Annotated in this window: 27 protein-coding genes; 16 read left to right on the top strand and 11 right to left on the bottom strand. The window is 53.9% G+C overall.

Annotated features, from left to right (window positions below; genetic code table 11):
- The first annotated feature begins 83 nt into the window (after nucleotides 1-83).
- The 7 genes from C5523_RS03300 (at nucleotide 84) to C5523_RS03270 (ending at nucleotide 6,407) form a co-directional block, all read left to right on the top strand.
- Entirely contained in the window at nucleotides 84-938 is an 855-nt protein-coding gene (locus tag C5523_RS03300) for a tagatose bisphosphate family class II aldolase (RefSeq protein ID WP_108700576.1), read from the top strand.
- 50 nt (nucleotides 939-988) lie between these two features.
- Nucleotides 989-2,260 (top strand): tagatose-bisphosphate aldolase subunit GatZ, encoded by a 1,272-nt coding sequence (gatZ, locus tag C5523_RS03295; protein ID WP_039077504.1) that lies wholly within the window; start codon nucleotides 989-991, stop codon nucleotides 2,258-2,260.
- 14 nt (nucleotides 2,261-2,274) lie between these two features.
- Nucleotides 2,275-2,742 (top strand): PTS galactitol transporter subunit IIA, encoded by a 468-nt coding sequence (gatA, locus tag C5523_RS03290; RefSeq protein ID WP_107223813.1) that lies wholly within the window; start codon nucleotides 2,275-2,277, stop codon nucleotides 2,740-2,742.
- 26 nt (nucleotides 2,743-2,768) lie between these two features.
- On the top strand, nucleotides 2,769-3,053 hold the full coding sequence (gene gatB, locus C5523_RS03285; RefSeq protein ID WP_039077502.1) for a PTS galactitol transporter subunit IIB: 285 nt from the start codon (nucleotides 2,769-2,771) through the stop codon (nucleotides 3,051-3,053).
- A gap of 4 nt (nucleotides 3,054-3,057) precedes the next feature.
- Nucleotides 3,058-4,434, top strand: coding sequence for a galactitol-specific PTS transporter subunit IIC (locus C5523_RS03280; RefSeq protein WP_107223811.1), 1,377 nt, complete (start codon nucleotides 3,058-3,060; stop codon nucleotides 4,432-4,434).
- Nucleotides 4,435-4,479: 45 nt separating this feature from the next.
- Complete coding sequence (gene gatD / locus C5523_RS03275) at nucleotides 4,480-5,523, top strand: galactitol-1-phosphate 5-dehydrogenase (protein ID WP_107223810.1); 1,044 nt, start codon at nucleotides 4,480-4,482, stop codon at nucleotides 5,521-5,523.
- A gap of 110 nt (nucleotides 5,524-5,633) precedes the next feature.
- Nucleotides 5,634-6,407 (top strand): DeoR/GlpR family DNA-binding transcription regulator, encoded by a 774-nt coding sequence (locus C5523_RS03270; RefSeq protein WP_108700575.1) that lies wholly within the window; start codon nucleotides 5,634-5,636, stop codon nucleotides 6,405-6,407.
- 127 nt (nucleotides 6,408-6,534) lie between these two features.
- Here the strand turns inward: C5523_RS03270 and rsmI are convergent, their stop codons facing one another.
- The gene (gene rsmI, locus C5523_RS03265; RefSeq protein WP_039077498.1) at nucleotides 6,535-7,401 is read right to left on the bottom strand and encodes a 16S rRNA (cytidine(1402)-2'-O)-methyltransferase; all 867 of its coding nucleotides are present in this window, start codon (nucleotides 7,399-7,401) and stop codon (nucleotides 6,535-6,537) included.
- Nucleotides 7,402-7,463: 62 nt separating this feature from the next.
- Here rsmI and C5523_RS03260 point away from each other — a divergent pair, with 62 nt between their 5' ends.
- Genes C5523_RS03260 through dolP form a run of 4 tightly spaced genes read left to right on the top strand, consistent with a single transcriptional unit; the run spans nucleotide 7,464 to nucleotide 11,145 of the window.
- Nucleotides 7,464-9,593: a penicillin-binding protein activator gene (locus C5523_RS03260; RefSeq protein ID WP_108700574.1), complete on the top strand. Its 2,130-nt coding sequence runs from the start codon at nucleotides 7,464-7,466 to the stop codon at nucleotides 9,591-9,593.
- Nucleotides 9,551-9,946, top strand: coding sequence for a YraN family protein (locus C5523_RS03255; protein ID WP_079497065.1), 396 nt, complete (start codon nucleotides 9,551-9,553; stop codon nucleotides 9,944-9,946). Before C5523_RS03260 ends, C5523_RS03255 begins: the two co-directional genes overlap by 43 nt.
- A gap of 23 nt (nucleotides 9,947-9,969) precedes the next feature.
- Complete coding sequence (gene diaA / locus C5523_RS03250) at nucleotides 9,970-10,560, top strand: DnaA initiator-associating protein DiaA (protein ID WP_039077495.1); 591 nt, start codon at nucleotides 9,970-9,972, stop codon at nucleotides 10,558-10,560.
- Between the two features lie 9 nt (nucleotides 10,561-10,569).
- Entirely contained in the window at nucleotides 10,570-11,145 is a 576-nt protein-coding gene (gene dolP / locus C5523_RS03245) for a division/outer membrane stress-associated lipid-binding lipoprotein (RefSeq protein ID WP_039077494.1), read from the top strand.
- Nucleotides 11,146-11,192: 47 nt separating this feature from the next.
- Here the strand turns inward: dolP and C5523_RS03240 are convergent, their stop codons facing one another.
- Both C5523_RS03240 and C5523_RS03235 read right to left on the bottom strand, forming a co-directional pair.
- Entirely contained in the window at nucleotides 11,193-12,230 is a 1,038-nt protein-coding gene (locus tag C5523_RS03240; RefSeq protein WP_107223807.1) for a permease, read from the bottom strand.
- A gap of 74 nt (nucleotides 12,231-12,304) precedes the next feature.
- Complete coding sequence (locus C5523_RS03235) at nucleotides 12,305-12,943, bottom strand: NAD(P)H-binding protein (RefSeq protein WP_071194452.1); 639 nt, start codon at nucleotides 12,941-12,943, stop codon at nucleotides 12,305-12,307.
- 118 nt (nucleotides 12,944-13,061) lie between these two features.
- Between C5523_RS03235 and C5523_RS03230 the strand changes: the two genes are divergently transcribed.
- Nucleotides 13,062-13,580: a type 1 glutamine amidotransferase domain-containing protein gene (locus C5523_RS03230; RefSeq protein ID WP_039077491.1), complete on the top strand. Its 519-nt coding sequence runs from the start codon at nucleotides 13,062-13,064 to the stop codon at nucleotides 13,578-13,580.
- Here C5523_RS03230 and C5523_RS03225 read toward each other — a convergent pair.
- Nucleotides 13,560-14,003, bottom strand: a complete 444-nt coding sequence (locus C5523_RS03225) for a YhbP family protein (protein WP_071194451.1) — start codon at nucleotides 14,001-14,003, stop codon at nucleotides 13,560-13,562. The genes C5523_RS03230 and C5523_RS03225 overlap by 21 nt on opposite strands.
- Nucleotides 14,004-14,056: 53 nt before the next feature.
- Between C5523_RS03225 and C5523_RS03220 the strand changes: the two genes are divergently transcribed.
- Nucleotides 14,057-14,350 (top strand): GIY-YIG nuclease family protein, encoded by a 294-nt coding sequence (locus C5523_RS03220; protein WP_071194450.1) that lies wholly within the window; start codon nucleotides 14,057-14,059, stop codon nucleotides 14,348-14,350.
- Here C5523_RS03220 and C5523_RS03215 read toward each other — a convergent pair.
- Together C5523_RS03215 and C5523_RS03210 are read right to left on the bottom strand one after the other, a co-directional pair.
- Nucleotides 14,347-14,850 (bottom strand): GNAT family N-acetyltransferase, encoded by a 504-nt coding sequence (locus tag C5523_RS03215; protein ID WP_039077488.1) that lies wholly within the window; start codon nucleotides 14,848-14,850, stop codon nucleotides 14,347-14,349. The genes C5523_RS03220 and C5523_RS03215 overlap by 4 nt on opposite strands.
- Nucleotides 14,844-15,368 (bottom strand): SCP2 domain-containing protein, encoded by a 525-nt coding sequence (locus C5523_RS03210; protein WP_108702279.1) that lies wholly within the window; start codon nucleotides 15,366-15,368, stop codon nucleotides 14,844-14,846. The genes C5523_RS03215 and C5523_RS03210 overlap by 7 nt, the downstream gene beginning before the upstream one ends.
- Before the next feature lie 240 nt (nucleotides 15,369-15,608).
- On the opposite strand from C5523_RS03210, the gene C5523_RS03205 reads away from it, so the two are divergent.
- The 3 genes from C5523_RS03205 (at nucleotide 15,609) to C5523_RS03195 (ending at nucleotide 18,642) form a co-directional block, all read left to right on the top strand.
- Nucleotides 15,609-16,604 (top strand): peptidase U32 family protein, encoded by a 996-nt coding sequence (locus C5523_RS03205; RefSeq protein ID WP_039077487.1) that lies wholly within the window; start codon nucleotides 15,609-15,611, stop codon nucleotides 16,602-16,604.
- 8 nt (nucleotides 16,605-16,612) lie between these two features.
- Nucleotides 16,613-17,491, top strand: coding sequence for a U32 family peptidase (locus C5523_RS03200; protein WP_155525383.1), 879 nt, complete (start codon nucleotides 16,613-16,615; stop codon nucleotides 17,489-17,491).
- Nucleotides 17,492-17,634: 143 nt separating this feature from the next.
- The gene (locus C5523_RS03195) at nucleotides 17,635-18,642 is read left to right on the top strand and encodes a luciferase-like monooxygenase (protein ID WP_108700572.1); all 1,008 of its coding nucleotides are present in this window, start codon (nucleotides 17,635-17,637) and stop codon (nucleotides 18,640-18,642) included.
- Between the two features lie 87 nt (nucleotides 18,643-18,729).
- Here the strand turns inward: C5523_RS03195 and mtr are convergent, their stop codons facing one another.
- The 5 genes from mtr to pnp all read right to left on the bottom strand — a co-directional run bounded on the left by mtr (nucleotide 18,730) and on the right by pnp (nucleotide 25,340).
- Nucleotides 18,730-19,974 (bottom strand): tryptophan permease, encoded by a 1,245-nt coding sequence (gene mtr / locus C5523_RS03190; protein WP_108700571.1) that lies wholly within the window; start codon nucleotides 19,972-19,974, stop codon nucleotides 18,730-18,732.
- A 137-nt stretch (nucleotides 19,975-20,111) separates the two neighbouring features.
- Nucleotides 20,112-22,031 carry a DEAD/DEAH family ATP-dependent RNA helicase gene (locus C5523_RS03185; RefSeq protein WP_039077483.1) on the bottom strand — a complete coding sequence of 640 codons (1,920 nt, stop codon included), beginning with the start codon at nucleotides 22,029-22,031 and terminating at the stop codon, nucleotides 20,112-20,114.
- On the bottom strand, nucleotides 22,024-22,104 hold the full coding sequence (gene yrbN, locus C5523_RS03180) for a protein YrbN (RefSeq protein ID WP_103245196.1): 81 nt from the start codon (nucleotides 22,102-22,104) through the stop codon (nucleotides 22,024-22,026). The genes C5523_RS03185 and yrbN overlap by 8 nt, the downstream gene beginning before the upstream one ends.
- Before the next feature lie 107 nt (nucleotides 22,105-22,211).
- On the bottom strand, nucleotides 22,212-23,096 hold the full coding sequence (gene nlpI / locus C5523_RS03175; protein ID WP_039077482.1) for a lipoprotein NlpI: 885 nt from the start codon (nucleotides 23,094-23,096) through the stop codon (nucleotides 22,212-22,214).
- 108 nt (nucleotides 23,097-23,204) lie between these two features.
- Complete coding sequence (gene pnp / locus C5523_RS03170) at nucleotides 23,205-25,340, bottom strand: polyribonucleotide nucleotidyltransferase (RefSeq protein WP_071194447.1); 2,136 nt, start codon at nucleotides 25,338-25,340, stop codon at nucleotides 23,205-23,207.
- Between the last annotated feature and the right edge of the window lie 53 nt (nucleotides 25,341-25,393).

Below are 25,393 nucleotides of genomic sequence, written 5' to 3'. Positions count from 1 at the left end.
TTTTCTGACTTAACTCACAAAAAAACGTTACGAAACCCTATATCTTCTTTCGAAGAAAACAAACGAAAGGTTTCGGAGGCAGGATGTACATCATTTCGACGAAAGCGATGCTTAACAAAGCGCAGCAAGAAGGCTACGCCGTCCCGGCATTCAATATCCACAATCTTGAAACGTTACAGGTAGTAGTAGAGACCGCCGCAGAGCTGCGTTCTCCCCTGATTGTTGCGGGCACGCCGGGTACATTCAGTTATGCCGGAACAGGCAACATCGTCGCCATCGCTGGCGATCTGGCAAAAACCTTTAATCAACCACTGGCCATACATCTCGATCATCATGGACAACTTGCTGATATACAAAGCAAAGTCCTCAGCGGCGTGCGTTCCGTTATGATCGACGGCTCCCATCATCCTTTCGCCACAAATATTGAACTGGTGAAAAAAGTCACTGATTACTGCCACCGCTATGACGTCAGTGTTGAAGCGGAACTGGGCCGTCTGGGTGGACAAGAGGACGATCTGGTCGTGGAGGGTAAGGACGCCCTTTATACCAACCCCGAACAAGCATTTGAATTCGTACGTCAGACGGGAATCGACTCGCTGGCTGTTGCTATCGGAACCGCTCATGGCCTGTATACCGCTGAACCCAAACTCGATTTTGACCGCCTTGAAGAGATTCGCCAGCGCGTAAATGTACCGTTGGTGCTGCACGGCGCCTCAGGTTTGTCTGCCGATGATATCCGCCGGGCCATTAGCCTTGGCATTTGTAAGGTCAACGTCGCGACAGAGCTGAAAATCGCCTTCTCGGGCGCGCTCAAGTCATATCTGGCTTCACATCCGGACGCCAGCGATCCGCGGCATTACATGGTGCCAGCAAAGGTTGCCATGAAAGAGGTGGTACGGAAAGTTATCGCCGACTGCGGCTGCGAAGGAAAATTGTGAAAGCAGTTAACTAATTATTGAAAGAATTCAGAAATAACCCGGAGGATATAGTGAAAGATATTATTGCCCGCCATAAGGCAGGGGAGCACCTCGGCATCTGCTCAGTCTGTTCAGCGCACCCGATGGTTATAGAAGCTGCGCTTCGCTTTGATGCTCATAGCGATAACAAAGTGCTGATTGAAGCGACATCGAACCAGGTGAATCAGTTTGGCGGCTATACCGGGATGAGACCGGCAGATTTTCGGGATTTTGTTTTTACGATTGCAAAAGAGGTGGGGTTCCCACTGGAGCGGTTAATTTTAGGCGGCGACCATCTCGGGCCCAACTGTTGGCAGAACGAAACCGCAGAAACGGCAATGGAAAAATCCGTCGACCTTATTAAGGCCTATGTCGCTGCAGGTTTCACGAAGATCCATCTTGATGCGTCAATGTCCTGCGCAGACGATCCCGTTCCTTTGGATCCGAAGGTCGTCGCCGAGCGTGCCGCACGTTTGTGCAAGGCCGCAGAAGAAACTGCCAGCGATGAGCTGAAAAAATCGCTGACCTATGTGATTGGGACCGAAGTCCCGGTTCCTGGCGGCGAAGCAAGCAGCATTGATACGGTTCACGTGACCCGAGTAGAAGATGCCGCCAGCACGCTTGAAACCCACCGGGCTGCCTTCCATGCGCTTGGGCTGGATGAAGCGATGAGCCGAGTTATCGGCATTGTCGTGCAACCGGGCGTCGAGTTTGATCACACCCAGATTATTCACTATCAACCTCACGAAGCCGAAGCACTCTCCGCCTGGATTCGCCAGACACCAATGGTGTACGAAGCTCATTCGACAGACTATCAGTCCCGCCAGGCTTACCGTGCGCTGGTACGCGATCACTTTGCCATCCTGAAAGTTGGCCCTGCCCTCACCTTCGCCCTGCGCGAAGCCATTTTTGCTCTGGCGCAAATGGAAAACGAGCTGGTTATCCCGGAAAACCGCAGTCGTGTGCTGGAGGTGATTGACGAGGTGATGCTCAACGAGCCGGGCTACTGGAAAAAGTATTATCACCCGACATGGAGCCAGGCGATGGTGGACATCCATTTCAGCCTGTCTGATCGCATTCGCTACTATTGGCCACATCCACGCATCCGCCAGGGCGTAGAGAAACTTATCGCCAACCTGAGTGCCATCCCGCTACCGCTGGGGCTAATCAGCCAGTACTTGCCCGTTCAGTTTGAACGTCTATTGCATAACGAGATCGTCGCGACGCCGCAGAATCTTATCAATGACAAAATACAAGATGTATTACGCGCCTACCGTTATGGATGCGCCGAAGAAGCAGCCTGATTTCTGGAGAATGTATGAGTCAACTATTTGTCCGAACCGGAATTGAATTTAGCTCGTGTCAGCAGGCGTTGACACACATAGGTGAAGAGATGCTGGCGAAAGGCGTCGTGCATGATTCTTATCCTGCGGCATTGCTGGAACGTGAAGCGATTTACCCGACAGGGATCGCCCTTGAACGCCATGCCGTTGCAATCCCGCACTGCGAGGCGACTCATGCAAAGTCAGCGGCAATTTATCTTATTCGACCGGATAAACCAGTGAATTTTCAACAGGCTGATGATGACGGCGACATTGCAGTTTCGCTGATCATCGCACTGATTGTTGAGAACCCTGCGGCACAGCTTAAACTCCTGCGCCGCCTTTTTAGTGAGCTACAAAACCCGAATGCACTTGAGGCGTTGATGACGACGCCTTCCGATCGCCTGGCAACGCTTTTTCGGGAAACGATCCTTGAGCCTGAGAATTGCGAACAGGCTTCATAAGATACTGATAATAAAAGGAGTACCCTATGAAACGTAAAATCATCGTCGCCTGCGGCGGCGCGGTCGCCACCTCCACAATGGCGGCAGAAGAGATCAAAGAACTCTGCGAAGCGAATAACATCAGCGTCGAACTGGTGCAGTGCAGAGTTAATGAGATCGAAACCTATATGGATGGCGTCGATCTTATCTGCACAACGGCAAAAGTGGATCGTACCTTCGGCGATATTCCGGTGGTACACGGTATGCCGTTCATTTCTGGTGTCGGCATTGAGGCACTCCAGCAAAAAATCCTGACCATTCTTGTGGGGTGAAGCCATGTTTAGCGAAATCATGCGCTATATCCTCGACCTGGGCCCCACCGTCATGCTGCCGGTGGTGATCATCATCTTCTCAAAATTATTGGGGATGAAGCTCGGGGACTGCTTTAAATCCGGTCTGCATATCGGGATTGGTTTTGTTGGCATCGGGCTGGTTATTGGCCTGATGCTGGACTCTATTGGTCCGGCGGCAAAAGCCATGGCAGAACAGTTTCAAATAAATCTGCATGTCATTGATGTCGGCTGGCCTGGCTCATCCCCAATGACCTGGGCCTCGCAGATTGCGCTCATTGCTATTCCTGTCGCGATTGCCGTGAACGTACTGATGCTGGTCACCAGGATGACCCGCGTGGTGAACGTTGATATCTGGAATATCTGGCATATGACTTTTACCGGCGCGATGCTGCATATCGCAACGGGTTCCTACTGGATCGGGATTTTGGGTGTCGTCGTGCATGCCGCCTTCGTCTACAAACTGGGGGACTGGTTTGCGAAGGATACCCGCGATTTCTTCGGCCTTGAGGGTATCGCCATCCCACACGGCAGCTCAGCTTATCTCGGCCCGATTGCCGTGCTGGTCGACACTATCATTGAGAAAATCCCCGGACTCAACCGCGTTCACTTTAGCGCGGATGATATCCAGAAACGCTTTGGTCCGTTTGGTGAACCGGTAACCGTCGGCTTTGTTATGGGTATTGTTATCGGCCTGCTGGCAGGCTATGACGCTAAAGGCGTACTGCAACTGGCCGTCAAAACAGCCGCCGTTATGCTGCTGATGCCACGTGTCATTAAGCCCATCATGGACGGTCTGACGCCGATTGCAAAACATGCCCGTAAACGTCTGCAGGCTAAATTTGGTAGCCAGGAGTTCCTGATCGGTCTCGATCCGGCACTGCTGCTGGGCCATACATCGGTTGTCTCTGCCAGCTTGATCTTTATTCCGCTGACGATCCTCATCGCAGTGCTGGTGCCGGGCAATCAGGTGTTGCCGTTCGGTGACCTGGCAACGATCGGTTTCTTTGTGGCGATGGCGGTTGCCGTGCATCAGGGGAATCTGTTCCGCACGCTGATTTCCGGGACAATTATCATGGGCATCACCCTGTGGATTGCCACCCAAACTATTGGCTTCCATACACAGCTTGCTGCGAATGCAGGCGCGCTGAAAGCCGGAGGGATGGTTGCCTCAATGGACCAGGGCGGTTCTCCAATAACCTGGCTGCTTATTCAGCTCCTCACCTGGCAGAACATCGTCGGCTTCACCGTCATTGGTGTGATTTATCTCGCCGGCGTACTGCTCACCTGGCGCAGAGCGCGCAACTTCGCAGCCGCGGAAAAGGCCGCCGCCGCGATACAACAAACGCACGTCACATCTTGATATTCAGGGGAGCCACCGCTCCCCTTTTCATTCCTGGAGAGAGTTATGAAATCAGTGGTTATTCACGCTGAGGGGAACATCTGCGTTGAAGAACGTCCTGAACCTCAGTTAAAGCATGACGATGACGTCAAAGTCAGAGTAGTCAGTTCCGGGTTATGCGGTTCTGATATCCCGCGGATTTTCGCAAAAGGAGCCCATTTTTACCCTATTACCCTGGGGCATGAATTCAGCGGCTATATCCAAGAAATGGGGAAAAGCGTTACCGACCTCGCAACGGGCGACGCGGTAGCCTGCGTGCCACTCCTTCCCTGCTTTGACTGCCCGGAATGCCGCAAGCAGTACTTTTCTTTGTGCAAACGCTACCAGTTTGTCGGGTCACGGAGCGACGGCGGCAATGCGGAGTACGTTGTGGTCAGACGGGCAAATCTGATTCGTCTGCCAGAAAAAATGGCCATTGAGGATGGCGCTTTTATCGAACCTATCACGGTCGGTCTGCACGCGTTTCATCTGGCGGGCGGGTGTGCCGATAAAAACGTGGTAATTGTCGGTGCCGGGACGATTGGTCTGCTGGCCATGCAGTGCGCACTGGCGCTGGGGGCGAAAAGCGTAACGGCAATTGACATCAACCCGGACAAATTAGCGCTGGCAAAAAGCCTCGGGGCGACGCACGCCTTTAATAGCCGCGAACTGAGCGCCGCGCAAATTCTCGAAAATCTGACCGACAACCGCTTTGACCAGCTTATTCTGGAGACCGCAGGCGCTCCACAAACCGTTTCACTGGCCATTGAGATTGCCGGTCCACGTGCCCAACTGGCACTGGTCGGCACGCTGCATAATGACCTGACGCTGACCGCAACCGTCTTCGGACAAATTCTGCGTAAGGAGCTAACAATTCTGGGGAGTTGGATGAATTACTCCGGCCCGTGGCCGGGGGAAGAGTGGGTGACCGCCACCCGCCTGCTTACGGAAAAACGCCTTACACTGGAACCCCTTATCGCCCATCGAGGTGGACCAGAGAGCTATGCCCAGGCCGTTCAGGCATTAAACGGCACGCCAATGCAGGGAAAAATCCTACTGAAGCTGGATTAAATGCAGGAGCCAGCAACCTGAGCTGGCTCACATTTACTTTCGAAAGTTAGCGTTCAACTTTCACAATCCTTCGATTACACTATCCAGAGTTAATTCTCAGGCAAATCAACATGAACTCATTTGAACGAAGGAACAAAATCGTCGATCTGGTTAACGCCCAGGGAAGCGTACTGGTTATCGATCTTTCGAATACCTTTGGTATTTCAGAGGTGACGATCCGCGCAGACCTGCGTTTACTGGAAGAAAAAGGTCTGGTTACCCGTTTTCATGGCGGTGCCGCTAAACCAGGCACGCATATGATGGAAAGCGACAATCAGGAAGTGACGCTGGAAGACCGCTATAAACTTGCCAGCGATCCGAAAAAGCGTATCGCCCAGGCGGCAACCGGCATGATTGAAGAAGGGATGACCGTTATTCTGGATAGCGGAAGTACCACAATGCTCATCGCCGAAGCGCTGGCGAAAAAATCCAACATCACCGTCATCACCAATAGCCTTCCTGCTGCGTTTACCCTCTCTGACAACAAAGACATCACGCTGGTGGTCTGCGGCGGCACCGTGCGCCATAAAACGCATTCAATGCACGGCACCATCGCTGAGCGCTCTTTGCAGGGCATCAGCGCTGACCTGATGTTTGTGGGGGCGGATGGCATTGACACCACCAATGGCATCACCACGTTCAACGAAGGCTATTCGATTAGCGGCGTGATGGCGGCTGCGGCACATAAAGTGGTGGCGGTACTGGACGCCAGCAAGTTCAATCGCCGCGGGTTTAATCAGGTGTTACCGATGGACAAAATCGACTGCGTGATTACCGATGAGGGCATCAGCGAGAGGGACAAAGTAGCGCTGAACAAGATGGGTAAAGACGTGATGATTGTTTAACGCGTCCACTGCGATGACCGTAACGAAAACAGCCATGGTATGAATCACATGGCTGTTTTGGTCGAAAGCCCGGAGTTCGTAAACAGGAAATCGCCTGGATATAACCTGTTATGCTCAGGCAGAAAGGTTAGGCATCGCCCTGCTGTTCCAGCGCGTATTTATAGAGCGCGTTTTTCTTCACGCCGTGGATTTCCGCAGCCAGCGCAGCGGCTTTTTTCAGAGGGAGTTCAGCCTGTAACAGGGCCAGCGTACGCAGCGCATCGGCGGGTAAGGCATCTTCCTGCGCCTTATGGCCTTCGACAATCAGCACCATCTCACCTTTGCGGCGGTTTTCGTCCTCTTTCACCCATGCCAGCAATTCCCCTACCGGTGCGCCATAAATCGACTCCCAGGTTTTGGTCAGCTCTCGGGCCAGCACCACGTAACGTGCTTCGCCCAGCACGGCAACGATATCCTCCAGGCTTTCCAGCAGGCGATGCGTTGACTCATAAAAAATCAGCGTGCGTGGTTCTGTCTCCAGCGATTTTAAGGTGTCGCGACGCCCTTTCGATTTGGCGGGCAGAAACCCCTCGTAACAAAAACGATCGGACGGTAACCCCGCCGCACTTAATGCTGCTATTGCAGCACAGGGCCCCGGCAGTGGAACGACACGGATGCCCGCTTCACGGCAGGTGCGTACAAGATGGTAGCCAGGGTCGTTAATCAGCGGCGTGCCAGCATCGGAGACCAGCGCGATGTTTTGCCCTTCTTTTAGCTTCGCCACCAGCGTGTCGGCCTTTTGTTGCTCATTATGGTCGTGCAGGGCAAACAGACGGGCGTTAATGGCGAAATGTGAAAGCAGCAGTCCGGTGTGGCGCGTGTCCTCAGCAGCGATAAGATCGACATCCTGCAATACGGTGAGCGCACGCTGGGTAATATCACCCAAATTGCCGATGGGCGTAGGGACAATGTAGAGCTGGCCCTGATAATTGTCCGCAGATTCGTGTTGTTTCATTGTTCTATCCGTATTGCCGATTTAATATTGAGCATTGCGTAAAAAATATCACTGGATACAGTATGCTACCGTCAACATTTCTACGTTCGAAAGCCATGCGCTGCCTGCCTGTCGTGCTGGCCGCTCTGCTGTTCGCAGGCTGCGGCACACACCCGGTCGATCAAAGCACCGGGCACCTGGAGGGCAAGGCTGAGGCTGATTCGGGTTTTTATCTGCACCAGATGCAGCAAAGCTCAGATGATAGCAAGACCAACTGGCAATTACTCGCCATTCGTGCACTGCTGAAAGAAGGCAGAACCCAGCAGGCCAGTGAATTGTTGGGCCAATTACCTCAAGAGTTGAATGACGAGCAGCGCGCTGAGCAAACCTTGCTGAGTGCTGAGCTCAAACTCACGCAACAAGACTACGCCGGTGCGCAGGCACTGCTGAGCAAGGTCGATCTGAAAGGGTTTAGTCAAAATCAGCAAGCCCGTTACTGGCAGGATGTGATCACCGCAAGCCAGAACAAACCGTCGCCGACACTGCTGCGTGCCCTTATCGCACAGCAACCGCTGCTGACTGCGGCACAGGACAAACAAAAGAATATTGATGCGACCTGGCAGACGCTCTCTTCCCTGACGCCCGATCAGGCCAACGCCATTCAGGTGAGTCAGGACGAAACGGTGCTGCAAGGATGGCTGGATTTACAACGCGTATGGTCCAATAACCGCAACGATCCGAACATGCTAAAAGCGGGTATTGCGGACTGGCAGAAACGCTTCCCGCAAAATCCTGGCGCGGTTCTGTTACCGAGCCAACTGGCGAATGTACAAAATTTCCGTCCGGCATCGGTCAATCAAATCGCGTTGCTGCTGCCGTTAAATGGCCAGGCAGCCGTCTTTAGCCGCGCGATCCAGCAGGGTTTTGAAGCGGCGAAAAACGGCACCACTACTGTTTCTGGCCCGGCCGTGCCTGTTCAGGTAGCCCAGGCCGCGACAATGGCGACCACAGCAGACGTTGTCAGCCCCGCCCAAACCAATGTCAGCGACCTGACCACGCCGCAGTCCGCGCCTGCGGCTAGCGCACCGGTAACGCCGCCGGTACAGGCTCCGGCAGACCAGACGCAACAAACGTCACCTGCTGAGCAAACCACACAGGCTCCTGCTGAACAAACCGATCCGGCCGCCCCGGCAGGACAACCGGTGAATACTCCTGCCGTTGCCAGCACCCCGGCCAATCCGACCGCCGTGCTGAAAGTCTATGACACCAGCTCACAGCCGCTTGACCAGGTGTTGAGCCAGGTACAGAAAGATGGTGCGAGCATTGTTGTTGGGCCATTGCTGAAAAATCACGTCGAAGAGCTAATGCGTAGCCAGACACCGCTGAACGTGCTGGCGTTAAACCAGCCAGAGAAAGTCGAAAACCGTCCGAATATCTGTTACTTCGCCCTCTCCCCGGAAGATGAAGCCCGCGATGCGGCACGCCATATTCACCAGCAAGGCCGTCATACGCCGCTGTTGCTGTTGCCGCGTAGCTCACTTGGCGATCGCGTCGCCAGCGCTTTCGCCCAGGAGTGGCAAAAACTGGGCGGCGGTATCGTGCTGCAGCAAAAATTCGGCTCGACGGCAGAATTACGCATGGGTATTAACAGCGGTTCCGGTATTGCAATGACGGGTAGCCCTGTCACGGCCAGTCTGCCGCAGCAGCAGGGCGTAACCATTGGCGGGTTGAATATTCCGGCTCCGCCAACTGAAGCGCAGATCACCGGCGGCGGCAATATTGATTCTGTCTATATCGTCGCGACACAGGATGAAATCGCCCTTATCAAGCCGATGATTGCGATGCGTACCGGTAGCCAGAGCGGCATTGTTCTGTATGCCAGCTCCCGTAGCGCTCAGGGCGGTTCAGGCCCGGACTTCCGTCTGGAGATGGAAGGGTTGCAGTTTAGCGAAATACCGATGCTCGCTGGTAGCAACCCGGCACTGATGCAACAGGCGTTGATGCATACCAATAATGACTACTCCCTGGCGCGCCTGTATGCGATGGGCGCGGATGCCTGGACGCTGGCGAACCACTTCTCGCAAATGCGTCAGGTGCCAGGGTTTGAAATTAACGGTAACACGGGCGATTTGACCGCCACTCAGGAATGCGTGATTAACAGGAAGTTGTCATGGCTCAAATACCAGCAGGGGCAAATCGTCCCCGCCAGTTGACCCGTAAGCAGACCGGTGATGCGTGGGAGTTACAGGCGCGTCACTGGCTTGAGCGCAAGGGAATGCGCTTTCTTGCCGCTAACGTGCGCGAGCGCGGCGGTGAGATAGACTTGATTATGCAGGACAAGTCGACAACGGTGTTTGTGGAAGTGCGCTATCGCAAGTCGTCACTTTTCGGCGGCGCCGCGGCCAGTGTCACCGCCAGCAAGCAACGTAAATTACTGCATGCCGCCCGTTTGTGGCTGGCCCGGCACAATGGGAGTTTTGATACTGTGGATTGCCGGTTCGATGTGGTAGCCTTCACCGAAAATGAAGTTGAGTGGATACAAAACGCCTTTAACGACCACTCATAATGACTGAATGATAGGGATCACCCGTGCTCGATAGAATTAAAGTTTGCTTTACAGAAAGCATTCAAACCCAGATTGCGGCGGCAGAAGCGCTGCCAGACGCAATTTCACGCGCGGCCATGACCATGGTCCATTCCCTGCTTAATGGCAACAAAATCCTCTGTTGTGGCAATGGGACTTCCGCCGCCAACGCACAGCATTTTGCTGCCAGTATGATTAATCGTTTTGAAACGGAACGCCCAAGTTTACCTGCCATTGCACTTAATACCGATAATGTGGTCTTAACGGCAATCGCAAACGATCGTCTGCATGACGAAATTTATGCCAAGCAGGTTCGGGCACTCGGACACGCAGGCGACATATTGCTGGCGATTTCCACGCGTGGAAACAGCCGCGATATTGTTAAAGCCGTTGAAGCCGCAGTAACGCGCGACATGAGTATCGTGGCGCTTACGGGGTATGACGGTGGTGAACTGGCCGGATTGTTGGGGCCGCAGGATGTCGAGATACGTATTCCTTCCCACCGCAGCGCACGCATACAGGAAATGCATATGCTGACGGTAAATTGTTTATGCGATCTGATAGATAACACGCTTTTCCCTCACCAGGATGATTAAGGAGTACATATGAAGGCATTTACGCCCCTCGCAGTCCTTATTTCCGCACTGCTGCTACAAGGCTGTGTAGGCGCAGTGGTGGTCGGTTCAGCTGCTGTCGGTACCAAAGCGGCAACCGATCCACGTACGGTTGGCACTCAGGTGGATGACGGTACTCTTGAACTTCGCGTTAACAGCGCGCTGTCTAAAGACGAACAGATTAAAAAACAGGCTCGCATAAACGTCACGGCGTATCAGGGAAAAGTCCTGCTGGTGGGTCAGGCGCCAACCACCGATCTCTCGTCACGTGCTAAGCAAATCGCCATGGGCGTAGACGGTGCAACAGAGGTCTACAACGAAATTCGCCAGGGCCAGCCAATTGGTATGGGAACGGCCGCCAGCGATACCTGGATCACCTCAAAAGTGCGTACGCAACTGCTCAGTAGCGACCAGGTGAAATCGTCCAATGTGAAAGTCACCACTGAGAATGGCGAAGTGTTCTTGCTGGGCCTGGTGACCGATCGTGAAGGCAGAGCCGCAGCGGATATCGCCAGCCGCGTCAGCGGTGTGAAACATGTCACCACCGCATTTACAATGATTAAATAGCGTTGACTCTTCTCCCCGGCGGGCATAGCACCACCGGGGAGAATCAGTTAAAACAATGCCAGCGTTCCGGTAATCACCCCGCCTAATGCCACCAGCCCCCCTGTTAGCCACAGTGCTTTGGCCGGAAAGGATTTGCGCAGCATAATCAGCGACGGCAGGCTGACCGCAGGCAGCGTCATCAGTAGCGCCATTGCCGGGGCTGTCCCCATCCCCGCCAGCATCATTGTCTGGACAATCGGAATCTCCGCCGCCGTTGGGATCACGAACAGGCAACCGGCTATCGCCATCGCAACCACCCACATCAGGGAATTATCAATTGCACCATCGGCATGCGGGAACAGCCAGACACGGGCGGCGCCCAGTACCAGCACGGCAAGGATATAAACCGGGATTGTGCTCCAGAACAGAACCCACAGCGCCTTTCCCCAGCGGGCAAAAAAGTGCCCTTCCGGTTCCGGCAACGAAAGATCGACCGGTGCCGTCTGCTGGATATCATCCTTGACCAGATACTGCACCAGTGTCGCCACGCCAATAACCATCACTAACCCGGCAATCAGTCGCATAGCGACAAAATGCCAGCCCAGCACAAAACCCATAAAAACCAGGGTTGCCGGGTTAAGCAGCGGGTTGCCCATCCAGAATGCCAGCGCGCCGCCCATCGAGACCTGCTGACGACGCATTCCCGCCGCAACGGGCGCTGCACAGCAGGAGCACATCATGCCCGGCAGGGAAAACAGCGTGCCAAAGAGTGTCCCGCTCAGTCGCTTTTGCCCAAGAGTACGAATCAGCCAGTTTCGCGGAATAAGCACCTGAATTAACGAACCCAGCAACACCCCCAGCACCGCCGCTTTCCAGACGGCAAGAAAATAGACCATGGCATAGTCAAGAGCCGCCTGGAATGGGCTGGCATCGGCCTGAGCGAGAATAGATTTACCAATACTGTGAGTTTCAGCGGCGGTGAAGGCTTTTCCGTAATAGGGCTGCCACTTCACATACCAGAGACCCACGATCACGACGAGAAAAAAGAGAGCGGGTTTCCACCATTGCACCGGTGTCGCCGCCCGAGATGAAGACTGACCAGTCATACCATTCTCCGGGGGATAAATGCAGAAATAATTACCCGGCGAATAGTACTCCTGGGCTATTTATTTGAAAATGATTAATCACTTGCCATCGCGCGCAGTCGGGCAGATGAGAGGATCTCCACACGTTGCGAAGAAGGAGAAAAGGCCGCTTTCAGCATCGCGCTGGCCACATCCTGTGCAGCAATCGATTTCAAGTTCCCCGGCATGATGCGAAACAGCGGGGCAAACAGTGACTCGTTAACACGATGCTTTTCACGGTTCCCCAGTAGCATCGACGGGCGCGCAATGGTCAAACGCTCCCACTCTTGCTCCATCAGCGCGTTTTCCATCTCGCCTTTCACCCGATTATAGAAAAACGGCGAACGTGCATTAGCGCCCAACGCACTCACCACCAGCATGTGCCGTGCCCCCAGGCGTAGCCCTGTTAATGCCGTGTCGACTACCAGTGTGTAATCGGCATGTATAAAGGCCTCTTTGCTACCCGCTTCACGTCGTGTCGTTCCCAGGCAGCAAAAAACAGTATCAACGGGCTCCGTCACCATGGCGAGTGCATCGGTTAACTGGGGATCATGAGGATTGAACACACCAGAGATCGGTTCTAATGGCCGACGCGTGGGGGCTGCAATGGCATCAACGCGAGCATCATTCGCCAGCATCCGCAGTAAGATCCCGCCAACCAACCCGGTTGCGCCCGTTATCAATACCCGACTCATATCCTCTCCTTTTGCAGAATAGTCTGCCTTGCAATGTCATCGCCCTGAACCAGGCTTAATAATCCTGATAGTCATTATTGTTGAAAATGACCAGCCTGAGCTGAATAACGGAGGATACATGAGCAAGAAAATTGCAGTCTTGATCACCGACGAATTTGAAGATTCAGAATTTACGTCTCCGGCAGAGGAGTTTCGTAAGGCAGGCCACGAAGTGGTTACGATAGAGAAGCAGGCGGGTAAGACAGTGAAAGGTAAGCAAGGCGATGCCAGCGTGACCATCGACGAAGCGATTGATGACGTCCGGCCCGCCGACTTCGATGCCCTGCTTCTGCCAGGCGGACATTCGCCAGACTCTCTGCGTGGCGACAACCGTTTCGTCACCTTTACCCGCGATTTTATTAACAGCGGTAAACCTGTGTTTGCGATTTGCCACGGACCGCAGCTTTTGATTAGTGCCGATGTTCTGCGCGGCAGAAAACTGACGGCGGTGAAACCGATCGTGGTGGATGTGAAAAACGCGGGAGGCGAATTCTACGACCAGGAAGTGGTGGTTGATAATAACCAACTGGTCACCAGCCGTACGCCTGATGATCTCCCCGCGTTTAACCGCGAAGCATTACGGCTGCTGGGTGCCTGAGTCACGTATCCAGTGAAGCTTTTTACCAAAACCCAGCGTGTTATCGGTGAATTTCAGCTCGGTGAGGCGAATTTCCCACATCGGCGCCGATAAAACGCGGGCAACAGGAAAGCGTCGGTTGTACTGCGCACGCGGGCCGACGCTTTCCGCCTCCTCAAGACGCCGAATCTCCCCGGTGAATTGCACGCCGCGAATAAGTGCGACCGTCTTTGGTTGCCCATTCACGGTTCCGGCAATGTTCGCCTGCAGGCCGGTCATCTGCGAATGACGCGTATGGTCCTCACTCAGAAGATAAAATGCGACTTTTTGCGGATCATAGATATAAAAGGCATTCGCACACCACAACTCCCCCCTGTTGGCCACACACCAGGTCACAACATGCTGCTTCGCCAGCCAGCGACTAATGGCCGCAAGAGTTTCCATTTCTCTTCATCCTCGTGTTATTTTTCTTTCACATTAGCACAATGAATGACGTTATGACGCTCTGGTCTCTTTATCTCATCCGCACGGCGGACAACAGCCTTTATACCGGTATTACTACCGATGTGGCGCGTCGCCTTATGCAGCATCAAAGCGGCAAAGGCGCAAAAGCACTGCGGGGAAAGGGGGAACTCACGCTGGCATTCTCCGCGCCAGTGGGAGAGCGCTCGCTGGCGCTGCGTATGGAGTATCGCATCAAGCAACTGACAAAACGCCAGAAGGAGCGCCTCGTTGCCGGAGATGGCATCTTTGAAGCGCTATTAGAAGGCCTGGTTACCGCAGCCGATTAGAAGCGATTAAAGTGCTCGTGGTATTCCACCAGCCCCTTCACATGATTTAACGCATCGTCTGCCAAAGGGTGGAGCTGGAAAGCGCTTTCGGTATCCGGCCAACGGCAATGCAGACCGAACTTCGCCGCAGGCTCAAAGCCCAGATGGCCGAAAAAGTCAGGGTTACCCAGCGTCACCACGGCGGCATAGCCAAACTCATTGAGTGAGTCCAACCCTTCGTATACCAACTGGCGAGCAAGGCCCTGGCTACGATACGCCTCATCGACGGCCAATGGCGCAAGGCCAACCCACTGTAAATCTTCGCCCTGCACGGCAACCGGACTGAATGCGACATAACCGATGACCTGCCCTTCATCATCCGTTGCGACAAGCCCAAGTGTAATTAAGCCGTCTTCGCGCAGATCGTGCACCAGCGTCGCTTCGCGCTCATCCGCAAAAGTGCGGCGCAAAAGCGCGTCGATTCCCGGTGCATCAATCCCAATTTCTACTCGAATCAGCATGGTTCACCTACAGAAGATTGTGGCGTTGAGTCCGGCGCTTGCAGGCCGGCTTCAACAAAATCCGCCAGTTGCAGTAGCATGATGCGAAGTGCTTTCGGCATCTGCTCCAGCTCAATGGCGTCCATCAGGTTTTTCACATACAACCCAAGCTCCGTGTCACCTTCAATGACCAGTCGGCGTTGAAAGAACAGCGTATCCGGATCCTGTTTGCGCGCGGCGATCATCAACAGGTCGCTGGCATCTGCGCTGAAACTGACATCAGCCACGGCAGACTCACGCACGATTAATCGTGAATTTTCAACCGAGGTATACCACGTCAGGCCAATATCGCGAACCTGGATACTTAACCAGCGGCCTTCAAGAAACTCTAGCTCCCCGTCTGCCAGCGCCTGTTGGAACTGCCAGCATAAGACCTGCTCCAGAACCTGCCGTTTAATGGCGAAAGGCGTCAGCTTAACCGGCACGCTCAACAAAGACGGGCCAACGTGAACGAGACGTGAGCGCAGTTTTTCCAACACGAGCATTACTCCCTGAAATGAAAATTCCTTCTATTTTGCCATATCAGATAAACGACATGGCGGCGTAAATCAACAATTACGTAAGAAGAATGCCTCGATTATTGATGTCACCAATACACAATTAACTGCCTCAAATCAAAAATTGTCGCTACCAGGTTAACTAAAATCCCAGTTCATTAACAATTTAGCGCCCCACGTGGGTTGCCAGGGCCAATACAGCCCCTGATTTCAGGATAAATTATGGAGTTGCTCTGCCCTGCCGGAAACCTTCCGGCACTCAAAGCGGCCATCGAAAACGGTGCCGACGCCGTCTATATCGGCCTGAAAGATGATACCAACGCCCGCCACTTTGCCGGTCTCAATTTTACAGAAAAGAAACTGCAGGAAGCGGTCAGTTTTGTGCATCAGCACCGACGCAAACTGCATATCGCGATTAACACCTTCGCGCATCCTGATGGTTATCAACGCTGGGAGCGCGCTGTGGATATGGCCGCGCAAATTGGTGCGGATGCGTTGATTCTCGCCGATCTGGCTATGCTGGAATATGCTGCAACGCGTTATCCCCATATCGAACGCCATGTTTCTGTGCAGGCATCGGCAACCAATGAAGAGGCCATTCGCTTCTATCATCGCCATTTTGACGTCGCCCGCGTTGTCCTGCCTCGCGTTTTATCTATTCATCAGGTTAAACAGTTAGCCCGCGTCACCCCTGTGCCGCTGGAAGTCTTTGCTTTTGGCAGCCTGTGCATCATGGCTGAAGGGCGCTGCTATCTCTCCTCTTACCTGACGGGTGAGTCGCCAAATACCGTGGGCGCCTGCTCTCCGGCACGTTTTGTGCGCTGGCAGCAAACCCCGCAGGGGCTGGAATCACGCCTCAATGAAGTGCTGATCGACCGCTACCAGGATGGTGAAAACGCAGGCTATCCGACGCTGTGTAAAGGCCGCTATCTGGTCGATGGCGAGCGCTACCACGCGCTGGAAGAGCCCACCAGCCTGAATACGCTGGAATTATTGCCTGAACTGCTGGCGGCCAATATTGCCTCGGTGAAAATTGAGGGCCGTCAGCGCAGCCCGGCCTATGTGAGTCAGGTGGCCAAAGTCTGGCGACAGGCCATTGACCGCTGCATTGCCGATCCGCAGAACTTCGTGCCGCAATCCGCCTGGATGAACACGCTGGGTGCGATGTCAGAAGGCACGCAGACCACGCTTGGCGCTTACCATCGCAAATGGCAGTAGGAAACACGATGAAATATTCACTCGGACCCGTGCTCTGGTACTGGTCAAAAGAGACGTTAGAGGCGTTTTACCAGCAAGCCGCAAACAGCAGCGCAGATGTGATTTATCTTGGCGAAGCGGTGTGCAGCAAGCGTCGCGCCACTAAAGTGGGCGACTGGCTGGATATGGCGAAACAACTTGCCGACAGCGGCAAACAGGTCGTGCTCTCGACTCTTGCGCTGGTGCAAGCCTCGTCAGAGCTTAACGAACTCAAACGCTATGTCGATAACGGCGATTTCCTGCTGGAGGCCAGCGATCTCGGCGTGGTGAACCTGTGTGCCGAGCGCAAATTGCCCTTCGTCGCGGGACACGCGCTAAACTGCTACAACGCCGTTACGCTGCGTCTGCTGCTTAAGCAAGGAATGATGCGCTGGTGCATGCCGGTAGAACTTTCGCGCGACTGGCTCATTAACTTGCTCGATCAGTGCGAAACGCTGGGTATTCGCGATCAGTTCGAAGTGGAAGTGCTGAGTTACGGGCATTTGCCGCTGGCCTATTCCGCGCGCTGCTTTACCGCACGCTCGGAAGACAGGCCGAAAGATGAGTGCGAAACCTGCTGCATTAAATATCCAAATGGACGCCGTATGCTGTCGCAGGAAAATCAGCAGGTGTTCGTGCTTAATGGCATCCAGACCATGAGTGGTTACGTCTACAACCTGGGCAATGAACTCAAGTCGATGGCGGGTATCGTGGACATGGTACGGTTGTCACCCATGGGGGAAGAGACGTTTGCCATGCTCGACGCCTTTCGCGGCAATGAAAATGGACAAGCGCCTTTGCCGCTGACAGCAAACAGTGACTGTAACGGCTACTGGCGACGTCTGCCGGGTCTGGAACTCCAGGCTTAAAAAACCGCTCACTTTGTTAACAACAGTCATCAGATTTTAATGCACTATTAAAGATGCAGCTTTTCTGGCCGACGCATCCTGGATGCGCCAGGCTGGAAGAAGACCTTCAATCTGATGACTATGCTGTAGCAAAGTGAGCCGTTATGACCGACAAAACGATTGCCTTCTCGGTGTTGGATCTTGCACCGATCCCACAGGGCGCTTCTGCTAAAGAGGCCTTCGCCCATTCTCTTGATCTCGCAAGGCTTGCTGAAAAGCGCGGATACCATCGCTTCTGGCTGGCTGAGCACCACAATATGGTGGGTATCGCCAGTGCGGCGACATCCGTCTTGATTGGCTATCTGGCGGCCAATACCACCTCTCTGCATCTGGGTTCCGGCGGTGTCATGCTGCCAAACCATGCTCCGCTGGTGATTGCCGAACAATTCGGTACGCTTAACACGCTCTATCCGGGCCGTATCGATCTGGGTCTTGGGCGCGCGCCAGGTAGCGATCAACCAACCATGCGGGCACTGCGTCGCCATATGAGCGGCGATGTGGATAATTTCCCGCGCGATGTTGCCGAACTGGTGGACTGGTTTGATGCCAACGACCCGAATCCGCACGTTCGCCCGGTGCCGGGTTATGGCGAGAAAATTCCGGTATGGCTACTCGGTTCCAGTCTTTATAGTGCTCAACTGGCGGCACAGCTTGGTCTGCCGTTTGCGTTTGCTTCGCACTTTGCACCGGACATGCTGTTCCAGGCGTTGCATCTGTATCGCACCCAATTCAAGCCTTCCGCGCGACAGGAAAAACCGTATGCCATGGTGTGTATCAATATCGTTGCGGCAGACAGTAACCGCGATGCGGAATTCCTGTTTACCTCCATGCAGCAGGCTTTCGTGAAATTGCGCCGTGGGGAAACCGGCCAGTTGCCACCACCGATCCAAAATATGGATCAGTTCTGGTCGCCGTCAGAGCAATATGGCGTACAGCAGGCGCTGGGGATGTCACTGGTGGGCGATAAGGCGAAAGTGCGTCACGGGCTGGAGTCTGTACTGCGCGAAACCCAGGCTGATGAGATTATGGTTAACGGACAAATCTTTGATCACCAGGCGCGTTTGCATTCGTTTGATTTGGCGATGCAGGTGAAAGAGGAACTGCTGGGTTAGGTTTTTCCCGGATGCAGCGCGCTGTGCTTTATCCGGGTTACCCCACCCGTAGCCCGGCTAAGCAGAGCGCCAGCCGGGACAGGAACATTAACGGTAAACCGGCAAAAGATCAAAGCTCGACAGCACATGCACCAGCGCATTGCCCACGCCAAACACAAGGATCAGCGCAATCATCGGCTTGCCGCCCCAGACGCGAAAACGCGGGCTGCCAAAGCGTTTACGCGATGCGTTAGCCAGTAAAGCTGGCACAATTGCCGCCCAGATTGTCGCCGCCAGCCCCGCATAGCCAATTGCGTAGAGAAAGCCATTTGGCCACAACAAACCACCGACAATCGGAGGCAGAAACGTCAGCAGCGCAGTTTTAAAGCGCCCCTGTGCCGAATCATCAAAACCGAACAGATCGGCCAGATAGTCAAACAGGCCCAGGGTCACGCCAAGGAAAGAACTCGCCACCGCAAAGTTGGAGAAGACCACCAGCAGCAGATCCAGACTGCGGCTGTTCAGCACGCCGCTTAACGCCTGCACCAGCACATCAATATTGCCGCCCTTCTGGGCAATGCCGATAAACTCCGGACGTGGAATATTCCCCATCGTGCCCAGCAGCCACACCATATACAGGGCCAGCGCCAGCAACGTGCCATATACCAGGCAACGCGCGATAGTGCGCGGATCTTTACCGTAGAACTTCATCAGGCTCGGCACATTACCGTGGTAACCAAACGACGCCAGACAAAACGGCAGTGTCATCAGCAAGTACGGCGTATAGGACGCATTGCTTTCCGCCACATTGAATAATGTCGCGGGTTGAACATGCCCCAGCAAACTGCCGAAGGTGAGGAAAAAAGTGATAACTTTCGCCCCCAGCACAATCGCCGTCATCCGGCTCACTGCGCGGGTAGATAGCCAGACGATAAAGGCGACCAGCAGCGCAAACCCAAGGCCTGCAATACGAGGCGGGACGTTTAACGACAGCTCAGCAAAGGTGTGATGCAGAATAGAACCGCTCGCTGAAATATAAGCGTAGGTCAGGATATAGAGCACAAAAGCGATGGAGAGACCGTTAATCACATTCCAGCCGTTGCCCAGCAAATCTTTGGTAATGGTATCGAAGCTCGCACCAATGCGGTAATTGAGGTTCGCTTCCAGAATCATTAGCCCGGAATGCAGCATACAAAACCAGGTGAACACCAGGGCCGCTATCGACCAAAAGAACCACGCGCCTGACATGACCACTGGCAGTGAAAACATCCCCGCACCAATCACCGTTCCGCCAATAATCACCACACCGGCAAGCAACGAAGGGGTCGCTTGTGTGGTTGTCAGTGTTGCCATGCTATCTTCTCCAGTAAGGTAAAATACCGATGCATTGTACCAGTACAAGAGTACATAACAGATAAAAGAAACCCCGATGTTTTGCACCGGGGTTGTATCAATTACTTTACGAAGTGTAAAGCTGGCTTACTGCGCGATTATGCGTCACCGAAACGACGACGGCTGGAGCCTTCTTCGCGGTCACGACGCGGAGCGCGACGTTCGCCACTGAAGTTACGACCTTCGCTACGACCGCCTTCACGACGCTCACCACCGAAGCTGCGACCACCTTCACGGCGTTCACCACCACCGAAGCTGCGGCCACCTTCACGACGCTCACCACCGCCACGACGCTCAGGACGCGGCTGTGCATCACCCAGAAGCTGCATGTTCATCGGCTTGTTCAGGATGCGGGTGCGAGTAAAGTGCTGCAGAACTTCGCCCGGCATGCCTTTCGGCAGTTCGATGGTAGAGTGGGTACCGAACAGCTTGATGTTACCGATATAACGGCTGCTGATGTCGCCTTCGTTAGCAATCGCGCCAACGATATGACGAACTTCAACACCATCATCACGGCCAACTTCAATACGGTACAATTCCATTTCACCAGCATCACGACGTTCACGACGCGGACGATCTTCACCACCACGCTCAGGACGGTCGCCACGCGGACCACGGTCGTTACGATCGCCACGGCGTTCAAAGCGGTCGTCGCGCTCACGGAATTCACGCTTAGGACGCATCGGCGCGTCTGGCGGAACGATCAGCGCACGTTCACCCTGTGCCATTTTCAGCAGAGCAGCGGCCAGCGTTTCGAGATCCAGCTCTTCACCTTCCGCAGACGGCTGGATTTTCGCCAGCAGAGCACGGTACTGATCCAGATCGCTGCTTTCCAGCTGCTGCTGTACTTTCGCGGCGAATTTTTCCAGACGGCGTTTGCCCAGCAGTTCTGCGTTCGGCAGTTCTACTTCTGGAATAGTCAGCTTCATGGTGCGTTCGATGTTACGCAGCAGACGACGTTCGCGGTTCTCAACAAACAGCAACGCACGACCAGCGCGACCTGCACGACCGGTACGGCCGATACGGTGAACGTAAGACTCGGAATCCATCGGGATGTCATAGTTAACAACCAGGCTGATACGCTCAACGTCCAGACCACGTGCTGCCACGTCGGTTGCAATCAGGATATCCAGACGACCGTCTTTCAGACGCTCCAGAGTCTGCTCACGCAGGGCCTGGTTCATGTCGCCATTCAGCGCGGCGCTGTTATAGCCACTACGCTCCAGCGCTTCTGCCACTTCCAGGGTCGCGTTTTTGGTACGAACGAAGATGATCGCCGCATCAAAATCTTCTGCTTCCAGGAAACGTACCAGCGCTTCGTTTTTACGCATGCCGTACACAGACCAGTAGCTCTGGCTGATGTCCGGGCGAGTAGTCACGCTGGACTGAATGCGCACTTCCTGCGGCTCTTTCATAAAGCGGCGGGTAATGCGGCGAATCGCTTCCGGCATGGTTGCAGAGAACAGTGCGGTCTGATGACCGTCCGGGATCTCTGCCATGATGGTTTCAACGTCTTCGATGAAGCCCATACGCAACATTTCATCGGCTTCGTCCAGCACCAGACCGCTCAGTTTAGAGAGATCCAGCGTACCGCGTTTCAGGTGGTCAAGCAGACGACCCGGGGTACCGACAACAATCTGAGGCCCCTGACGCAGGGCGCGTAACTGCACGTCATAACGCTGGCCGCCATAAAGGGCAACCACGTTCACGCCGCGCATGTGTTTAGAGAAATCTGTCATGGCTTCGGCAACCTGAACCGCCAGTTCGCGGGTCGGCGCCAGCACCAGGATTTGCGGTGCTTTCAGCTCAGGATCAAGATTGTTCAGCAGCGGTAATGAAAACGCTGCGGTTTTGCCGCTACCCGTCTGGGCCATACCCAGTACGTCGCGACCGCCCAGCAGATGCGGAATGCACTCTGCCTGGATTGGAGATGGTTTTTCGTAACCCAGATCGTTAAGGGCTTCAAGGATAGGAGCCTTCAGGCCCAGATCTGCAAAAGTGGTTTCGAATTCAGCCATGTAGTACGTGTGCCTCGATATTAATGGCGGCCAGTCTACATAACTCATCGTGAAAATTTTCGGTAATTTTCATTAAAAGTGTGAACCGGCTCAAAGTAGGTGTATTAACGAACAACAACGCCCTCACCCGCGAAGGTGATGGCAATCAAAGTAATGATTACGGGCTGATGTGTACGTCAGCTATTGCTGGTCCGATTCTGCCAGGTCATCTTGCTCCTGGCCCAAGAGCGCTAATTCCAACAATGCATAACGGTGCTCAACAAAATTATGAACGTTGTTAGCCACCGCTAATTTGAACAGTGCCGCAGCGCTGTCCTTTTCCCCCAGACTTAGGTAGTACTTACCTAAATAGAAGTTGGTTTCACTGAGATGCTCAGCGAGCGAGGTGTTATCCGTTGCGTCTGCCTTCAGGCGGTTCATTAGCTCTTGTTCGCTAATATCGCCAAGGTAGAACTCGACAATGTTCCATCCCCATTGCTCTTTGCCCGATTTTTCGAAGCGTTGTTTCAGCGCTTCTTTAGCCTGCTTCTCATCGAGCTTCCGCTCAACGATGTAAAGCCACAGACTCCGGAAAGGGTCATTGGGATCGTCTTGATAAAACGCCAGCAGATCATCTTGCGCTAACTTATCGCGACCGCCGTAATATAATGCGATACCGCGATTCAAGTGCGCGTAGTTGTAAGTTGGATCAAGCTCAAGTACAGAATCAAACGCTTCATAGGCAGCATCAAAATTGCCTGCCTGCGTTAAATAAATGCCTAAGTAATTGAATACTTCCGGCATATCCGGTCGGATGGCCAGCGCTTGTGAAAAATCATTTCGCGCCAGTGCTCTCAAACCAAGACTATCATACAATACTCCGCGCTCATATAAAAGCTGTGCGCGTTCATCATCGGATAAAGCCCGACTGGCAAGAATTTGTTCCATGCGCGCCAGAATCACTTCTTGCTGCAAAGTCGGTTGCAATGGCACCGCGAGGACTTCGCTCTTACGCCAGGCAGAGTTGCTGCATCCTGCCAGCGTTAAAGCTGTCGCAACGAAACACCAGCGCAAAAAAGGCTTCATTTCCCACTCCCGAAGACAACAATTGGATGAACGTCCTGTCCCCCGGCTGCAAACACGGCGTCCTGCCAGTTAAATAACCCTCCGCTTTCGCGGAGGGCAAACACCATTTTACTCGCCCTGCTCTGCTTGCGGCGCTTCCGGCGCTGCTTCAGGCTGAGTTTGTTCAGTGGCTTCTTTAATGCTAAGACGAATACGGCCCTGGCGATCAACTTCCAGAACTTTCACCGGTACTTCCTGACCCATCTGCAGATAGTCAGTCACTTTCTCAACGCGCTTGTCAGCGATCTGAGAGATGTGAACCAGACCTTCTTTACCGCCGCCGATGGCAACGAACGCGCCAAAGTCAACAATGCGGGTCACTTTACCGTTGTAGATACGACCTACTTCGATTTCTGCAGTGATCTCTTCGATACGACGAATAGCGAATTTCGCTTTCTCGCCATCGGTCGCTGCAATTTTCACGGTGCCGTCATCTTCGATTTCGATGGTAGTGCCGGTTTCTTCGGTCAGCGCACGAATCACAGAGCCACCTTTACCGATGACGTCTTTGATTTTGTCCGGGTTGATCTTGATGGTGTGGATACGCGGTGCGAATTCAGAGATATCGCCGCGCGGCGCATTGATCGCCTGCTCCATCACGCTCAGGATGTGCAAACGAGCACCTTTAGCCTGGTTCAGCGCAACCTGCATGATCTCTTTGGTGATGCCTTCAATTTTGATATCCATCTGCAGTGCAGAGATACCGTCGCGGGAGCCCGCTACTTTGAAGTCCATATCGCCAAGGTGATCTTCATCGCCCAGGATGTCAGAAAGAACAACAAAGTTGTCGCCTTCTTTCACCAGGCCCATTGCGATACCCGCAACGGCTGCTTTGATCGGTACGCCTGCGTCCATCAGCGCCAGAGAAGCGCCACACACGGAAGCCATGGAAGAAGAACCGTTGGATTCGGTGATTTCAGACACCACACGAACGGTGTACGGGAATTTATCCGCTTCCGGCATTACAGCCAGTACACCGCGCTTCGCCAGACGACCGTGACCAATTTCACGACGCTTCGGCGAGCCAACCATACCGGTTTCACCTACGGAGTACGGAGGGAAGTTGTAATGGAACAGGAAGCTGTCAGTGCGCTCACCCATCAGTTCATCAATGATCTGCGCATCACGGGCAGTACCCAGTGTTGCGGTAACCAGAGCCTGAGTTTCACCACGGGTAAACAGCGCGGAACCGTGAGTACGCGGCAATACGCCAGTGCGCACGTCCAGACCACGGATCATGTCTTTTTCACGACCATCGATACGCGGTTCGCCTGCCAGTACGCGGCTACGAACAACATTTTTCTCGATAGCGTGCAGGATGTCGCCCAGCTCGTTGGCATCCAGGGTTTCATCTTCTGCAACCAGCGCAGCTACAACGTCAGATTTAATGACATCAACCTGAGCATAACGCTCTTGTTTGTCAGTGATGCGGTAAGCATCGCTCAGACGCGCTTCTGCCAGAGCAGCAACACGTGCGTTCAGCGCTTCGTTGACGGCTTCTGGCTGCCAGTCCCAACGCGGTTTGCCCGCTTCTTTTACCAGGTCGTTAATGGCCTGGATAACAACCTGCTGCTGTTCATGGCCAAATACGACTGCGCCCAGCATCTGGTCTTCGCTCAGCAATTCTGCTTCGGATTCCACCATCAATACCGCACCTTCGGTACCCGCTACCACCAGGTCCAGTTTGCTGGACTTCAGTTCTTCCTGGGTCGGGTTCAGTACATATTGATCGTTAATGTAACCCACGCGCGCTGCGCCAATCGGGCCATTGAACGGAATACCTGACAGAGACAGTGCTGCGGAAGCACCAATCATAGAAACGATATCCGGGTTAACCTGCGGGTTAACGGAAACCACGGTTGCAATAACCTGAACTTCGTTAACGAAGCCTTCCGGGAACAGCGGACGAACCGGGCGGTCAATCAGACGCGCAATCAGGGTTTCGCCTTCGCTTGGACGGCCTTCACGACGGAAGAAACCACCCGGGATTTTACCAGCAGCGTAGGTACGCTCTTGATAGTTAACAGTTAACGGGAAGAAATCCTGGCCCGGTTTAGCTTTTTTAGCGCCCACAACGGTAACGAATACCGCAGTGTCATCCATGCTAACCATAACGGCTGCCGTCGCCTGACGTGCCATCATGCCGGTTTCCAGCGTAACGGTATGTTGGCCGTACTGGAATTTACGAACGATCGGATTAAGCAAAATATTATCCTTTCTTAATCTTAATGAATGACAGCAACCCCCAGGGATGCTGT

Origin of the sequence: Phytobacter sp. SCO41 (genome assembly GCF_003073275.1) — a bacterium.
Lineage (GTDB): Bacteria > Pseudomonadota > Gammaproteobacteria > Enterobacterales > Enterobacteriaceae > Phytobacter > Phytobacter diazotrophicus.
This window is presented reverse-complemented; position numbering and strand designations above follow the sequence as displayed.

Coding starts and splice junctions, on each gene's coding strand:
- C5523_RS03300 (WP_108700576.1), top strand. CDS start 84: ATGTACATCATTTCGACGAAAGCGATGCTTAACAAAGCGCAGCAAGAA.
- gatA (WP_107223813.1), top strand. CDS start 2,275: ATGAGTCAACTATTTGTCCGAACCGGAATTGAATTTAGCTCGTGTCAG.
- gatB (WP_039077502.1), top strand. CDS start 2,769: ATGAAACGTAAAATCATCGTCGCCTGCGGCGGCGCGGTCGCCACCTCC.
- C5523_RS03280 (WP_107223811.1), top strand. CDS start 3,058: ATGTTTAGCGAAATCATGCGCTATATCCTCGACCTGGGCCCCACCGTC.
- gatD (WP_107223810.1), top strand. CDS start 4,480: ATGAAATCAGTGGTTATTCACGCTGAGGGGAACATCTGCGTTGAAGAA.
- C5523_RS03270 (WP_108700575.1), top strand. CDS start 5,634: ATGAACTCATTTGAACGAAGGAACAAAATCGTCGATCTGGTTAACGCC.
- rsmI (WP_039077498.1), bottom strand. CDS start 7,401: ATGAAACAACACGAATCTGCGGACAATTATCAGGGCCAGCTCTACATT.
- C5523_RS03260 (WP_108700574.1), top strand. CDS start 7,464: ATGCTACCGTCAACATTTCTACGTTCGAAAGCCATGCGCTGCCTGCCT.
- C5523_RS03255 (WP_079497065.1), top strand. CDS start 9,551: ATGGCTCAAATACCAGCAGGGGCAAATCGTCCCCGCCAGTTGACCCGT.
- dolP (WP_039077494.1), top strand. CDS start 10,570: ATGAAGGCATTTACGCCCCTCGCAGTCCTTATTTCCGCACTGCTGCTA.
- C5523_RS03240 (WP_107223807.1), bottom strand. CDS start 12,230: ATGACTGGTCAGTCTTCATCTCGGGCGGCGACACCGGTGCAATGGTGG.
- C5523_RS03235 (WP_071194452.1), bottom strand. CDS start 12,943: ATGAGTCGGGTATTGATAACGGGCGCAACCGGGTTGGTTGGCGGGATC.
- C5523_RS03230 (WP_039077491.1), top strand. CDS start 13,062: ATGAGCAAGAAAATTGCAGTCTTGATCACCGACGAATTTGAAGATTCA.
- C5523_RS03225 (WP_071194451.1), bottom strand. CDS start 14,003: ATGGAAACTCTTGCGGCCATTAGTCGCTGGCTGGCGAAGCAGCATGTT.
- C5523_RS03220 (WP_071194450.1), top strand. CDS start 14,057: ATGACGCTCTGGTCTCTTTATCTCATCCGCACGGCGGACAACAGCCTT.
- C5523_RS03215 (WP_039077488.1), bottom strand. CDS start 14,850: ATGCTGATTCGAGTAGAAATTGGGATTGATGCACCGGGAATCGACGCG.
- C5523_RS03205 (WP_039077487.1), top strand. CDS start 15,609: ATGGAGTTGCTCTGCCCTGCCGGAAACCTTCCGGCACTCAAAGCGGCC.
- C5523_RS03200 (WP_155525383.1), top strand. CDS start 16,613: ATGAAATATTCACTCGGACCCGTGCTCTGGTACTGGTCAAAAGAGACG.
- C5523_RS03195 (WP_108700572.1), top strand. CDS start 17,635: ATGACCGACAAAACGATTGCCTTCTCGGTGTTGGATCTTGCACCGATC.
- mtr (WP_108700571.1), bottom strand. CDS start 19,974: ATGGCAACACTGACAACCACACAAGCGACCCCTTCGTTGCTTGCCGGT.
- C5523_RS03185 (WP_039077483.1), bottom strand. CDS start 22,031: ATGGCTGAATTCGAAACCACTTTTGCAGATCTGGGCCTGAAGGCTCCT.
- yrbN (WP_103245196.1), bottom strand. CDS start 22,104: ATGAAAATTACCGAAAATTTTCACGATGAGTTATGTAGACTGGCCGCC.
- nlpI (WP_039077482.1), bottom strand. CDS start 23,096: ATGAAGCCTTTTTTGCGCTGGTGTTTCGTTGCGACAGCTTTAACGCTG.